Source organism: Pseudomonas mucidolens, assembly GCF_900106045.1.
Lineage (GTDB): Bacteria > Pseudomonadota > Gammaproteobacteria > Pseudomonadales > Pseudomonadaceae > Aquipseudomonas > Aquipseudomonas mucidolens.
The window spans coordinates 4,463,420-4,476,758 of the sequence record NZ_LT629802.1 but is presented as its reverse complement, the minus strand read 5'-3'; the positions used below and the strand labels follow the sequence as shown (position 1 = coordinate 4,476,758).

The 13,339-nt window shown below is 57.4% G+C and carries 14 protein-coding genes and 1 pseudogene; 3 read left to right on the top strand and 12 right to left on the bottom strand.

Annotated elements, in window-relative coordinates; translation table 11 throughout:
• Nucleotides 1-88: 88 nt before the first annotated feature.
• Nucleotides 89-1,357, bottom strand: coding sequence for an MFS transporter (locus BLU75_RS20585; RefSeq protein ID WP_084379826.1), 1,269 nt, complete (start codon nt 1,355-1,357; stop codon nt 89-91).
• A gap of 124 nt (nt 1,358-1,481) precedes the next feature.
• Between BLU75_RS20585 and BLU75_RS20580 the strand changes: the two genes are divergently transcribed.
• The gene (locus tag BLU75_RS20580) at nt 1,482-2,363 is read left to right on the top strand and encodes a LysR family transcriptional regulator (protein ID WP_084379825.1); all 882 of its coding nucleotides are present in this window, start codon (nt 1,482-1,484) and stop codon (nt 2,361-2,363) included.
• 107 nt (nt 2,364-2,470) lie between these two features.
• On the opposite strand, the pseudogene BLU75_RS20575 reads toward BLU75_RS20580, so the two are convergent.
• Together BLU75_RS20575 and BLU75_RS20570 are read right to left on the bottom strand one after the other, a co-directional pair.
• Nucleotides 2,471-3,388 (bottom strand): annotated as a pseudogene (locus tag BLU75_RS20575) (S-type pyocin domain-containing protein); the annotation flags it as partial.
• A 256-nt stretch (nt 3,389-3,644) separates the two neighbouring features.
• On the bottom strand, nt 3,645-3,944 hold the full coding sequence (locus BLU75_RS20570; protein WP_084379823.1) for a DUF6124 family protein: 300 nt from the start codon (nt 3,942-3,944) through the stop codon (nt 3,645-3,647).
• A gap of 393 nt (nt 3,945-4,337) precedes the next feature.
• On the opposite strand from BLU75_RS20570, the gene BLU75_RS20565 reads away from it, so the two are divergent.
• Together BLU75_RS20565 and BLU75_RS20560 are read left to right on the top strand one after the other, a co-directional pair.
• On the top strand, nt 4,338-4,940 hold the full coding sequence (locus BLU75_RS20565) for a helix-turn-helix transcriptional regulator (RefSeq protein WP_084379822.1): 603 nt from the start codon (nt 4,338-4,340) through the stop codon (nt 4,938-4,940).
• On the top strand, nt 4,924-5,793 hold the full coding sequence (locus tag BLU75_RS20560; protein WP_084379821.1) for a queuosine precursor transporter: 870 nt from the start codon (nt 4,924-4,926) through the stop codon (nt 5,791-5,793). Before BLU75_RS20565 ends, BLU75_RS20560 begins: the two co-directional genes overlap by 17 nt.
• A 64-nt stretch (nt 5,794-5,857) precedes the next feature.
• Here the strand turns inward: BLU75_RS20560 and queC are convergent, their stop codons facing one another.
• The 9 genes from queC to BLU75_RS20515 form a co-directional block, all read right to left on the bottom strand.
• Nucleotides 5,858-6,553 (bottom strand): 7-cyano-7-deazaguanine synthase QueC, encoded by a 696-nt coding sequence (gene queC, locus BLU75_RS20555; RefSeq protein ID WP_084379896.1) that lies wholly within the window; start codon nt 6,551-6,553, stop codon nt 5,858-5,860.
• Nucleotides 6,554-6,813: 260 nt separating this feature from the next.
• Entirely contained in the window at nt 6,814-7,263 is a 450-nt protein-coding gene (locus BLU75_RS20550) for a hypothetical protein (RefSeq protein WP_084379820.1), read from the bottom strand.
• 17 nt (nt 7,264-7,280) lie between these two features.
• Nucleotides 7,281-8,516, bottom strand: a complete 1,236-nt coding sequence (locus BLU75_RS20545; RefSeq protein WP_084379819.1) for a beta-ketoacyl-ACP synthase — start codon at nt 8,514-8,516, stop codon at nt 7,281-7,283.
• Nucleotides 8,516-9,244, bottom strand: a complete 729-nt coding sequence (fabG, locus tag BLU75_RS20540; RefSeq protein WP_084379818.1) for a 3-oxoacyl-ACP reductase FabG — start codon at nt 9,242-9,244, stop codon at nt 8,516-8,518. Before fabG ends, BLU75_RS20545 begins: the two co-directional genes overlap by 1 nt.
• On the bottom strand, nt 9,237-9,701 hold the full coding sequence (locus tag BLU75_RS20535; protein WP_084379817.1) for an ApeP family dehydratase: 465 nt from the start codon (nt 9,699-9,701) through the stop codon (nt 9,237-9,239). The genes fabG and BLU75_RS20535 overlap by 8 nt, the downstream gene beginning before the upstream one ends.
• Nucleotides 9,698-10,864, bottom strand: a complete 1,167-nt coding sequence (locus BLU75_RS20530) for a beta-ketoacyl-[acyl-carrier-protein] synthase family protein (RefSeq protein ID WP_084379816.1) — start codon at nt 10,862-10,864, stop codon at nt 9,698-9,700. Before BLU75_RS20530 ends, BLU75_RS20535 begins: the two co-directional genes overlap by 4 nt.
• Complete coding sequence (locus tag BLU75_RS20525; RefSeq protein WP_084379815.1) at nt 10,861-11,343, bottom strand: hypothetical protein; 483 nt, start codon at nt 11,341-11,343, stop codon at nt 10,861-10,863. Before BLU75_RS20525 ends, BLU75_RS20530 begins: the two co-directional genes overlap by 4 nt.
• Nucleotides 11,340-12,074, bottom strand: a complete 735-nt coding sequence (locus BLU75_RS20520) for a class I SAM-dependent methyltransferase (RefSeq protein WP_090221639.1) — start codon at nt 12,072-12,074, stop codon at nt 11,340-11,342. Before BLU75_RS20520 ends, BLU75_RS20525 begins: the two co-directional genes overlap by 4 nt.
• Nucleotides 12,075-12,085: 11 nt before the next feature.
• Nucleotides 12,086-13,333 carry an NAD(P)/FAD-dependent oxidoreductase gene (locus tag BLU75_RS20515; protein WP_231982584.1) on the bottom strand — a complete coding sequence of 416 codons (1,248 nt, stop codon included), beginning with the start codon at nt 13,331-13,333 and terminating at the stop codon, nt 12,086-12,088.
• Between the last annotated feature and the right edge of the window lie 6 nt (nt 13,334-13,339).

The following is a 13,339-nucleotide window of genomic DNA, read 5'->3' as shown; positions in this document are numbered from 1 at the left end:
CTGGATAAACGCGGTGCCTTTGAGTTCTTCGCGAGCGAGCTCGCTCCTACAGGGAGCGGTGTGCGCCTTGCTATATTACTTGGGGTTATCAGGCGTGCTTGAGCGGCGGCAACTTCGCCAGCTTCAGCGCCACCAGCAATGCCACCAGCAGCAGTGCGACGATAAACCCGCCAATCCCGTTCCATCCCGCGTAATGCCAGAAGAACCCGCCTGCCGTACCGGCAATGCTGGAGCCCGCGTAGTAGCTGAACAGGTACAACGACGAGGCCTGGCCCCGCGCTTTGCGCGCCCGGCGCCCAATCCAGCTGCTGGCTACCGAGTGGGCGCCGAAGAAGCCGAAAGTGAACATCAGCATGCCGAGGAACACCAGCCACAGCGGGGTGAAGAGCGTCAGTGCGATCCCGGCGAGCATCAGCACGATAGTGGCCCACAACACGCGACGCCGACCCAGGCGGTCAGCCAGGGCACCGATCTTCGCCGAGCTGTAGATGCCCGAGAGGTACACCACAGAAAGCAAGCCCACCACGGCCTGGCTCAGATCATAGGGATCGGCGAGCAAACGATAGCCAATGTAGTTGAACAGCGTCACGAAGGCGCCCATCAACAAGAAGGCCTCGAGAAACAACCACGGCAATCCCGCATCCTTGAAATGCATGACAAAGCCATTCACCAGGCTGCGCGGCTTGAGGCTGCTGGCGCGGAAGTTGCGCGATTCGGGGAGGAGTTTCCAGAACAGCGTTGCCGCGATCAGTGCCAAGGCGCCGATGATCAGCATCGCGATGTGCCAACTGACGAAGTCGATCAGCACGCCAATGATCAAGCGCCCGCTCATGCCGCCAATGGCATTACCCGCGATGTACAGGCCCATGGCCAGACCGAGGTGCTGCGGATGGATCTCTTCGCTCAGATACGTCATCGCGACCGCAGCCAGTCCACTGAGGGACAGTCCCACCAGCGCGCGCATTAACAAAATCCCTTCCCAGGTCGGCATCAGGCCGCTGGCGATGGTGCTGGCGGCCGCGCAGAACAGCGCCGCCACCATCACCGGCTTGCGCCCGAGACGGTCGGAAACCGGCCCGGTAATCAGCAGGCCAAAGGCAAGCATCGCGGTGGACACCGAGAGGATCAGGCTGCTTTGTGCCGCGTTGATGGAGAACTCCCGGGACAGCACCGGCATCATCGGTTGTACGCAGTAGAGCAGGGCAAACGTGGCAAAACCGCCGGCGAACAGCGCCAGCACCGTGCGCATGAACAGCGGCGTGCCTTTTTCGATATAGGCATCTTCAAGCTGCGCGACGACCTCATCCAGGGCTGTGGGCGGGGGGTCTTGGGCAAGTGTGGCGACAGCAACTTTCACGCGGGACCTCGGGGAGGAAAAGCAGCCAAGACTGGCAATGGGAAAAAGAATATAGCTGGCTAATGATTCTTTCCAATATATTGTTCGACCTGTTTGATAGCTTTTACGACCTAATGAGGTTTTCATGGAATTGCGCCATCTGCGCTACTTCATCGCCGTGGCCGAAGAGTTGCACTTCGGCCGCGCCGCCCAGGTGTTGGGCATCTCGCAACCGCCGTTGAGCCAGCAGATTCAGGCGTTGGAGCAGCAGGTGGGCGCGCGCTTGTTCGAGCGTACCAATCGTCGGGTCGAACTGAGCGAAGCCGGCCGATTGTTCCTGCATGAAGCGCGCCTGGTATTGGCGCAGATGGACAAAGCCGCGGACGTGGCCCGCCGGGCGCAATTGGGCGAACTCGGTGAGTTGAAAATCGGCTTCACCTCTTCGGCACCGTTCAACGCCAGCATTCCACAGGCGATTTTTGCCTTTCGCCAGGCCTTTCCAGCGGTGCACCTGAGCCTGCGGGAAATGAGCAGCACCGAAGTGGCGCAGGCGCTGGTGGATGAGTCGATCCAGGTCGGGTTGATGCGTCCGCTGCCGTTGCCTGATTCGTTGAGTGTCGTGGAACTGATGCGTGAGCCTCTGGTCGCGGTGCTGAGTGCCGGTCATCCGCTGGTGGAAGGCAGCGAGCGCGGTTTGCATCTGGCGCAGTTGGCCGAAGAGCCTTTCGTGTTCTTCCCGCGCACCTACGGCAGCGGTTTGTACGCCCAACTGCTGACCCTGGCCCGCGAGGCCGGCTTCAACCCGCATTTCGCGCAGGAGGCCGCAGAGGCGATGACCATCATCGGCCTGGTGGCCGCCGGGCTGGGGGTTTCAGTGCTGCCAGCCTCGTACCAGCGTATCCGCATCGATGGCGTGGTCTACCGAACGTTGCTCGATCAGGAGGCGGTGACGGCGGTGTGGCTGGTGCAGCGCAAAGGCCAGCCATCGCCCATGGCCAAGGCGTTTGTCGAGCTGCTGACGCCATAGGACACTTCTCCCAGGTGCTGGTCAGGTCCCGTACCGGCGAATCCGGGCATTCCAAATCCCCGACACAGCCTGGCCCGCTCCCGTAATCCTACCGGGATCAAAGCCTAATTGAGCGCGATGTAGATCGGCTCAAGTCCCGCATCCGATGGGAACCAGATAATCGCGTCCTGATACTGCGGCGGATGCTCCGGGTTCATCAGGACCTTTTCCGCTTGTTCGGTGGACGGATAAACCCATATCGTCGGCTGAAGCGAGGTGCCTTCGAGTGCCGGAATACCCGGCGGGTCCGCGGGACTCGCCGCAGGCGTCCAGATCAGGCGAATGCCATTGCCAATCTCGGCGACAAACTTCTCGTCCTCTTGAGTGGCTTTGATCACCGGGACAAACTCCCAGTCTTGTTTTCCGCCGGTGTAGAAGCCGTAAGCGCTGACGGAGCCGTCGGGCAAGGTCTTCACGTTGATGCGCACACGGGTTCGTCCAGCATCCAGCTGTGCATATTGGTCTTTTTTGTAGAGGGCACTGTCGGGAGCAATTTGCGCGTTCGGCATCAGCAGCGCCACAGTCCCGACCGCAGCGTCAGCTGCCGTTGAGCCTGATAGCAGACCGAGTGCAAGGGACCCGCCGAGACGTTGGGCAATGACACCCTCCGTGGTCGAACATCCCAGCAGTTTCAGGGGGATGCCGTCGGTCGTGATGGCTGCGTCAGTACCCAGCACGGCCCACACCCCGTAATTGGTCAGCTTCTCGAGCGGGACAAAACCGCTCGGGTTGCTGTGATTGATGACCCCGTCAGGTAGGTTGCAACTCTTGGCGAACACGCAACCTTCAAGCTGCGTAGCGGATTTTTTGTTGTGCACAAATCCTGGGTTCTTTCCCCCGCGTGCGTCGGTGTCCATTTCATTCTTTGGATTAATGGCGGCTACCGCCGTACGAGGCTCCTGGAAGGCTTGTTGCTGCGCCTTGGCGGGCGGTTCTTCGGGGATAGGCAAAAAGTCCGGGGTGTCCGGGAAACCGAGCTTTTTCATCAGCGTTTCTTATTCGTCCTTGGGGATACCCAGCGTGTGACGGGTGGGAGGATCGAACTTATCCTGGCTGCTCAGGTGCTGGCGTTAGGATGTTTCCCTAATATGGCGCTGAAATTTCCTATTTCGTGGTGTTGCTACGGCGGGAAAAGGACATTGGTCCGGTTTTGCCTGCGGTACTGCTTCCACTGCGCCCGGATGTCGCGGGTGTCGATTCCTGACAAGAAACCTCCAACTGTTCACAAAACGCGACTACTCATCAGCGTTGGTTGTTCGACGGAGCTGCAGGCAACCCTACGGGCGGCTCCAGGTTGTCTAGTGCGCGATTTACCAATAACTCACCCAGCACGGCCAGTTGCTGAATTGCCAGCGCCACATTGCGGCGTGAGCCTTCCAATTCGCTGGCCAGATCGGTGGTCATTACATTCAGCGAGGCAAGGGTTTCGCAGGCGTGACAGAGCAGGGATGTGGTGTCGGCATTCGGGACGATGGTGAAAAAGGGGCTGACCGGGTCGGGGCGGTCTGGTGTTTCCGGGGTGTTTTGATTGGTCTTTTTCATGCTGAATTTCCTTGCAAGGTCTAAGTAGGTGCCGGTCCCTTGGCGGTACGTGACTGACCGCTCGTGGATTTATTACCAGAAAATTCAATTTTATTAATCAAATAAATGAACATATCTGTAATTAAATGATTCATTCACGGCTTAATTGGTTTTGCAATAACCTTCTACGTGAGTTGCTGTAGGAAGTTTCGTTAAACATTGTGGGATATAGTTCCTGAGTGGTCGGTCAAGGGGGGGGCAAAATAGTGTTTAACGATTGAGTGTCGAGTTCGTGGTATTGATTTTTGTACAATATGCTGCATTTGTAGGATGCTGATATCATAAAGGGATCCCTTTGTGGTCTCATTTGAAGCGCGCAGATGGCTAAAGCGATAAGTGAATGGTTAATATTTAATGTACAAGAAAGAAAAAACAGAGAACTTGAAGAATAATATTAAGTATTTGATAAAAAGCCGTGGAGAGACGCAGCTGTCTTTATGCATTGCAAGCGGACTGACCCGGACCACGATATATAACATTTTGGAAGGGCGGGTGGTGAATGTTCAGCAATCTACGATTCGCAAGATTTCTGATTTTTTTGGTGTGTCTTACCGGGAAATAGAGACCGTTGATTTTGAGGAAAAGGAAACAATTGAGAGTAGTGTTTCTTTACTTGGAAATATGAATCCGGCAGCGGTTCCTATAATCAGAGAAAGTTTGTTGATTCAGAGCTTGGACAAGCGAATCGGTGAGCTGGCTACGATTTATCCTCTTACTTATTATTTTGGTTCCGCCAGCAACGTCATCGGTGTGCTGCTAGAGAGCGACGTCGGTGGAGTGAATGGACCGGGTGATCTATTAATTGTCAAGAAAGGTATTTTGAATAGCGATAAAGAAAAGTTGGTATACGATAAAGTCACAAAAAAACTATCTGTCACCAACGGGCCTAGTTGTGATGATGTCATATGTGTTGTCGGGGACATATTGGAGGAGAGGTTTAATGGTTGGAGACAGTGAGGTTGAAAACAGTAGATATAAACTGTTAGGGTTTGAAAACGCTAAAGGTCGTGCTGTCATTATGGTGATTTCGACAGGAAGAATTATTAAGTTGAAACTGGGCGATCTGTTGAAAAGTGAAGTGTTGGATAATTTAAATAAGGGAGAAATAAAGGACGTATATAGGAAGTTTTATTCCGGTGGTGCTGCATTAACCGCATACGAATTAAATGATCGTAATGAACGGTCCTGGATGACTTACGTAGCTCTCAATCTGTTGTTGTTTGCGCTTTATATCTTCACGAACGTTGCGGCCACAAAACTCGTTTATGTGGAGCGATTTGATGTTGTGGTTACTCCGGGCGTATTTTTATATCCGCTAACATTTTTAATAGTTGATTTGTTGAATGAGTCTTACGGCCTTAGACTTGCAAGAAAGGCTATCTTTTTTGCTTTTGCAAGTAACGCTTTTATCATCGCGTTGCTAAGTGTCACCAGCTACCTTCCAGGATTGCCCGGTTGGAAGTTGGATGTGCACTATGGTGAGGTTATTGGTCATGTTTCGTCGGTATTGGTTGCGTCTTCCATATCTTTTCTGTTCTCCGAATATGTTAATTCCTATCTGCTGTGTAAGATAAAAGAACTTACGAGCTCCAGATTTCTGTTTTTACGAGTTTTTTTCAGTACTTTTTTTGCGGTGATAATAGATAGCTTTATTTTTTGTTTTGTGGCGTTTTATGGGGCTATGCCGAATGACGATATACTTAATATAGTCTATCTGCAGATAGCCATAAAATTGTGTTTTGCTGTATTTAATATCTTGCCCGCCTACGGAGCAAGGTCGTTGTTTAAAAAATACATAGCCGGTCCCTGATCGGCTATGAGAACGTGGATGAGGCGGGCTGTCAGTAGTTTCTTTGCCATGCCGTGAGTTGTTTTTATAACGTTAATTTTGTTTTTAGACTTAAACCGATTTGTGTTCTGTTTTCCATGAACGTCTTCAATCCTTTTGCACGAAGATTACAGGCATCGCAATTAGCGCACCCGTTTCCCTTTATTCCGTTATAGCAAGACAAGGTGTGCTCGCGGATCAAATCCAGTTTGTTATGGTGATCGGCCAAGGCCCAGGTCTCTGCCTTATTCAGCCACATCAGCGGGGTTTCAATGTGTAGCTTATAGTCCATGCCCAATTCGATGGCGTTGTTCAGTGTCTTGACAAATTCATCCCTGTAATCCGGATAGCCAGAGAAATCCGTTTCACAAACACCCGTGATTACAGTTTCAGCGCGGACCTGATAGGCATAAATAGCAGCCAAGGTTAAAAATAGAATGTTTCTGCCTGGTACGAAAGTGTCTGGCAGGCTTTCTGTCGAGCTACTTATACTTGGAGCGGGTATGTGGTCACGGGTTAAGCTACTGCTGGCTAACGCGTTGAGTAACGAGACATCCAGTACTTTATGAACCGCCACTCCAAGCTTTTTTGAGAGTTGTTGCGAAATTTCAATTTCTGCGCGATGACGCTGTCCATAGTCAAACGTAATGCAGTGTATTTCATCATAGATCGGCAAAGCATGGATTAAGCAGGTTGTTGAGTCTTGTCCACCACTAAAAACGATGACTGCTTTTCTATTCATCTTTTTCATCCCTGGAATATCCCGACATGTCGCTGGGATATTGACCCTACCGCGAAGATTAAAGATCTCGCTGTGGGATGTTTCTGAAATGATCCGCTCCAACTTCCCTTATTTCATGTCTTGCCAGGAGGGCGATATGGCAAACTCGTTTTTTTGGCATGCGGAATCAGCCATTGCAGAGCCAGGCAGGACGAAGACGATGACACGTCAGCCTGCTTGTGAAGAGGTCGCCGAGCGGCGCCCTTGTCGTTTCTGGTGTTTCAATTCTGCTTCGAAGTCCCGGTTTCCTTGAACAGCTGCGCCGCCGAGCCCGCCTCGCTCACGCCGTTGGCGCGCAAGCCGGCGAGGATGTCGCGATCGAGCATGCTCACCCAGCGGTTGTAGTTGCGATGAATCTTGCCGTTTTTGTAGCCCAGGTCGCGGCTGTCGCGGTAGGTGATGGCGTAGTTGCTGCCGGTGTAACGGATGTCGATTTCGGCGTGGTAGCGGTTGCGCACGGTGATTTCGGCCTGGATCAGGCCTGGGTCGGCGCGTTGCACGGTCCACTGGCGTTTATCCAGGGCGGCGAGGATGCTCTGTTTCATTTTCGCTGCACTGACCTGCTCATTGGCCGTCAGCGCGTGCTGGGTGTTGAGCACTGGTTTGCTGGTGCAGCCGGCAACGATCAGCAGGGTCAGGACCACCAGGGTAGCGCGTAGCAAGGAAGACATTCCGTTTCTCCAGTCAGTTAAAAGGCTTGCTGCCAGCGGCGAAAGATCAGCGAAGTGTTGACGCCGCCGAAGGCAAAATTGTTATTCATCACGTAATCGTTGTGCATCTGGCGAAACTCGCGTTGCAGGTAGTCCAGTTCGCCACAGCGCGGGTCGACGTGATCCAGGTTGAAGGTCGGCACGTATTGATCGCGGTTCATCATTTCGATGCTGAACCATGACTCCAGCGCGCCGCAGGCGCCCAGGGTATGGCCGAGGAAACTTTTCTGCGAACTGATGGGCATGCGGCTGCCGAACAAGCTGTGGGTGGCCAGGGTTTCGGCGATGTCGCCCTGTTCGGTGGCGGTGCCATGCCCGTTCACATAACCGATGGCCGCCGGTTGCAGATTGGCGTCTTCCAGGGCCAGCTCCATCGCCCGGCGCATGGTGGTCTGTTCGGGGCGCGTGGTGTGCTGGCCGTCGGCGTTGCTGCCAAAACCGACGATCTCGGCGTGGATATGCGCGCCGCGCGCCAGGGCGTGTTCCAGCTCTTCGAGCACCAGCATGCCGCCGCCTTCACCGATCACCAGCCCGTCGCGGCTGTTGTCGTAGGGACGCGGGCTGGTTTGCGGCGCGTCGTTTTTCAGGCTGGTGGCGTAGAGTGCGTCGAACACCATGGCTTCAGTCGGACACAGCTCTTCAGCGCCGCCGGCGAGCATCAACGGCAGCCGGCCGAACTTGATGGCTTCGTAGGCGTAGCCGATGCCCTGGCTGCCGCTGGTGCACGCGCTGGAAGTAGGTATCAGGCGTCCGGTGAGACCGAAGAAAATACTGATATTGGCCGCCGTAGTGTGGGGCATCATCCGCACGTAGGAGTTAGCGTTCAGCCCCTCGGCCACGGAATTGAGCAGCATGTTGCCGAAGGCTTTGATCTCGTCGGTGCTGCCGGTGGACGAGCCGCACGCGACGCCCATGCGTCCGTCCTTGATCGACTCGTCACCCAGCAGGCCCGCGTTCTGTAACGCCTGTTCCGCCGCCCACACCGCCAGCCGGGACACTCGGCCCATGCTGCGCAGTTGTTTGCGGGTCCAGTGGGCCGGCACCACGAAATCATCGATAGGCCCGGCCAGTCGTGTATTCAACTCGCTGAACCGGTCCCATTCATCCATGCGTCGAATGCCGCTACGGTTAGCGCGAAAATTGGCGACGATGCTCTCCCAGTCGCTGCCCAGGGACGTGACGCCGGCCATGCCGGTGACGACCACACGTTTCATCAGCACAGGCCTCCGTTGACAGCCAGGACCTGGCGCGTGATGTAAGCGGCCTCGGCGGACATCAGGAAGTTCACCGCACCGGCCACTTCTTCCGGCGTGCCCATGCGTTGGGCGGGGATCATCTTCAGCAGTTCTTCCACTGGCACGTTCTCATCGAGCATCGCGGTGTCGATCAAGCCGGGGGCCACGCAGTTGACGGTTATCCTGCGCTTGCCCAGCTCGATCGCCAAGGCTTTTGCGGCACCGATCAAGCCGGCCTTGGACGCGCTGTAGTTGACCTGGCCGCGATTGCCGATCAGCCCGGAAACCGAGGTGATGCAGACAATTCGCCCAGCGGCGCGGCGCCGAATCATCGGCATCATCACCGGGTGCAGCACGTTGTAGAAACCGTCGAGGTTCGTGCGCATCACCACGTCCCAGTCGTCTTCCGAAAGGGCCGGGAATGCGCCGTCGCGGGTCAGCCCTGCATTCAGCACGACACCGTAATAGGCGCCATATTTTTCCACATCCGCTTCCAGGATTGCCTTGCAGCCAGGGCGATCCGAGACGTCGAACTGCAGCACCCGAGCCTTGCGCCCAAGGGCCTGGATCTCGACCTGTACGGCATCCGCCTCGGCGCGTCCCGTGCGGCAATGCAGCACGATGTCATGGCCGGCGTGGGCCAGGCGCAAGGCAATGGCGCGGCCGATGCCTCGGCTGGAGCCGGTGACCAGTACGGATTCAGTCATGACGCGTGTCCTTCGATTCAGCTAAATAGTTGGCCGCCTGGGGCGGTCGAAATACGTTCAGGCGCGCGCTGGCCTGGATCCCGTCGCCCGTAAGGTGGCATTCGAACACACCCATGCCGTTGTCGTCTTCCAGGGAGCGCAGAGCGTGGATGTTCAGTTCGGCGCCGGCAGGGAAATGCTCGACGTTGCACTCGAACTTGCGGGTGCCGAGCAAAAAGCCCAGCACCACCGCTTCGCCCTTTTGGCGCGCATGACAGCCCGCGTAAGCGGCAACGCTCTGCGCCATCAGCTCAATACCGACCCAGGCCGGCAGGCTACCGTCTTCGCGGCTGAACAAGCCATCTGGCTTGACGGTCAGGCGGGTATGGATCTGCTCTTCGTCGAAGGCCAGGACCTGGTCGATGAGAATCATGTCGGCGGCGTGAGGCAGTAGCTCGGCGAGTGGCCAGTCGCTCATGGGGCATCTCCGATAATCAGGCTGACATTGTTGCCGCCGAAGGCAAACGAGTTGCTCATCAGGCAGCGTTTTTCCAGGCGCGCCCCGGTTGTTGCCCACTGCAAGGCGGGTAGCGCCGGGTCTGGCTGAGCGTCCCAGATATGCGGCGGCATCAGGCCCTGGCACAGGCTCAGCCAGCAAAACGCCGCCTCCAGCGCTCCGGCGGCGCCAAGCGTGTGGCCGGTCATGGGCTTGGTGGAAGAGCAGGCGACACCGTCTGGAAACAGCTTGGCAACCGCCAGGCTTTCCATGGCGTCGTTGTGTTGGGTCGCGGTGCCGTGCAAGTTCAGGTAACCGATCTGCGCGGGCCCGAGTCCAGCGCTGACCAGGGCCTTGTGCATTGCCTGCCACGCACCCTTGCCGCTGGGTTCGGGCGCGGAGATATGGTGCGCGTCGCAACTGGCGCCGCAGCCCAGCAGCGCGATAGGCGCCGGGGTTCTGCTCATCAGGAACAGCACCGCGGCTTCGCCGATATTGATGCCGTTGCGGTTGACCGAGAACGGGTTGCAACGCTGGGGCGAAACGGCTTCCAGCGCGGTAAACCCATTGAGGGTCAGTTTGCACAGACTATCGACCCCACCGCACAGCACGGCGTCGCAGATGCCCAGGTCCAGCAGGCGCCGGGCGCTCATCAGCGCGCGGGCGCTGGAGGTGCAAGCAGTGGAGATCACGTACGCCGGGCCGCTGAGTTGCAGCCAGTCGGCGAGAAAGTTGGCCGGCGCGCCGAGTTCTTGTTGCTGGTAGTCGTAGTCGCTGGGGAAATGGCTTTCCTGCAGGTATTGGGCGATGCCGCGACTGGCCTCATCGATACCCGACGTGCTGGTGCCGAGCACAATACCGATGCGTGAAGCACCAAAGCTTTGGATCGCCTGGCGGATCTCACCTTCGATCTGCAAGGTGGCCTCCAGCAGGAGTTGGTTGTTGCGACTGCTCTGTTGGACCATTTTCGGCGGTATCGGCGCCAACGCGCCCAATACGCTGCCGACCGGCAATGCACGTTCGGGCACCCAGCCGCTTTCGGTGTGCATGCCCGAGCAGTCCCCGGCAAACAGGTTACGGCTGACTTGGTGCTTGTCGCGGCCCAGCGCGCAGATCACGCCGAGGGCATTGAGGTAGGCCGTCATGGGGCGTTCTCAAGGGGCGTTATATGGTAATTCAGTTGCTGGCCCCGCAGGTATACGGTGAAGACCCGTGGCGCTTGATAGATGATTTGCCAATGGGGCTTGAGCACCCGCACATCATCCACCGCGCGGGCGTCGGGGTAATTGCCAGGGAGTTCATCCGTCGGTGTCAGGGCGAACAGCAGCGCCGCAAACAATTCCCGCGCCTGCGGGTTGGGCGGTAACAAGCCATCTGCCTGCCAACTGCCATCGACCAATTTTTGCCGGGCCTGGGGGATGCCCAGCGGGTCCATCAGCGACCAGCGAATAGCCTCGGCTTCGTGCTGGATCACCAGTATCCAATCCTGGCGCTGACCGTCCTGTTCGCGTTCGACATGCAACTGCAGCGGCAGGTCCAGGCTGGGACTGTGAGCGGGTAACGGCGGCTGGCTGGCGCAGGCGCTCAGCAGCAGGCAGGCGCTCAGCAGTAACCCGCGGATCATTGCGTTGCACCGGCGAGCGGCTTGCGGGCTACCACATTGACCAGGGTTTCTTCGCGCTCGCCAAACGGCTTGGGCCGACGCACGCCCCAGCGCTCAAGCAGGCCGAAATCCGTGGAACGACTCCACCACAGATACGGGTACGAGACGTTCTGCGGGCCGAACTCGAAACCGTGCTCGCGAATCATCTCCAGGTACTCATCGGCGCTTTTTTGCACATGCATCGGATGACGGAACAGCCAGCGAATCACCCAGGTGTCGATATAGGCTTCGGTGGACTCGGCAAATAGCAGGTAGCCGCCGGGCTTGAGCACTCGATAGAACTCGTTCAGCGCCCGTTGCTGTTCCACCAGGTGATGGAATGTCTGGTGGCAGAACAGAATATCGACACTCGCATCGGCCACGTCCAGGGTTGCGCAGTCGCTGCCGATCAGTTCGATGGCGAGATCCTGGCGCTGCGCTTCGGCGCGACTCAGTTCGAGGCTGTGGGGATCGGCGTCGAGGCCGATCAGGCGTTTGGGCGCGAACACTTGCTGCAACAGCCGGAACGATTTGCCCTGCCCACAACCGGCATCCAGCAGCACCGGCGCGACCGGCAGCGGCTCGCTGAACAGGCTGCGCAAGTCGTTGATCGCCACGCGCAATACGTGATGCTGCCAAGTGTGGCTGCGCAGGAACCAGAAACCGAACCTGGTTTCTTCGACGTAGTTCTTGCTCAGGTATTCCTTGTGCACCGGAGGGCTGCTCATGCGTGATCCTCCGCGCAGATTTCCGAAAGCATCCGCAAGCGGCGCTTGGGTTCGCTGACAAACGGGTTGCGCTGGTCCCAGGCATACCCGGCGAGGATCGCGCTGATCATCCGACGAATTTCCGGTGAGCTGTCGGCATGGAAAATCACATCTTGAAAGGTCCCGGCGTACCAGCCTTCGACGTAGCAGCGGAAGGTGTCCACGCCGCGCTTCAGCGGCTCGGCGAACTCGGTTTGCCAGTCGACGCTTTCGCCCTTGAGTTGGCGGTTCAGCAGGCCGGCGGCCATGCTGGCAGAACGCATGGCGATGGTCACCCCGGAAGAGAACACCGGGTCGAGGAATTCCGCGGCATTGCCCAATAGCGCAAAGCCCGGGCCGTGCAGGGTGGTGACATTGGCCGAATAGCCGCCGATGCTGCGCGCCGGGGTGTCCCACACGGCGTTTTTCAGCACCTTGGACAGGCTGGGGGTTTCGTCGATAAAACCGCGCAGGCAGGCATCGAGATCGAGATCGCGTCCCTCAAAATGGGTCTTGGCGGCCACCACGCCGACCGAGCAGCGACCATCGCTGAACGGGATGGTCCAGAACCAGATATCGCGGTGGGTCGGATGGGTGGTGATCAGAATCTTGGTGCGGTCGAAGCCCGGATGTTCGATGCGGTCTTCGATGTGGGTGAACACCGCCTGGCGCAACGGGAAGTTCGACGGGGCTTCCAGGTTCAGCAGGCGCGGCAGCACGCGGCCGTAACCGCTGGCGTCGAGGACGAAGCTGGCCTTGATGTGATATTCGCGGCCATTCTCTTGGCGCACATGCAGGTAGCGATGGCCGGCTGCGAAATCCACCCCGACCAAGGTCTGGCCGTAGCGGATTTCCACCCCTTGCAACGCGGCCTGATCGGCCAGCAATTTGTCGAAGTCGGCGCGCTGCACCTGGAAAGTGGTGGGCTTGCCGTTGCTGAAAGTGTCATCGAACTCAAAGGCGCTGTAGCGTTCGCCCCAGGCGAACGCGGCACCGGTCTTCAATTGGAAGCCGGCAGCGTTGACAGCCTCGAGCATGCCGGCTTCTTCGATGAAGTCGATGCAGTGCGACAGCAAGCTTTCACCGATGGAAAAGCGCGGGAAGTGCTGGCGCTCAATGATCAACACATCATGCCCATTACGTTTGAGCAGCGCGGCCGCAATGGCGCCGGACGGACCCGCGCCAATCACCACCACCTGGCGACGTTCCATTTCAACTGTGGGCACTGTTGC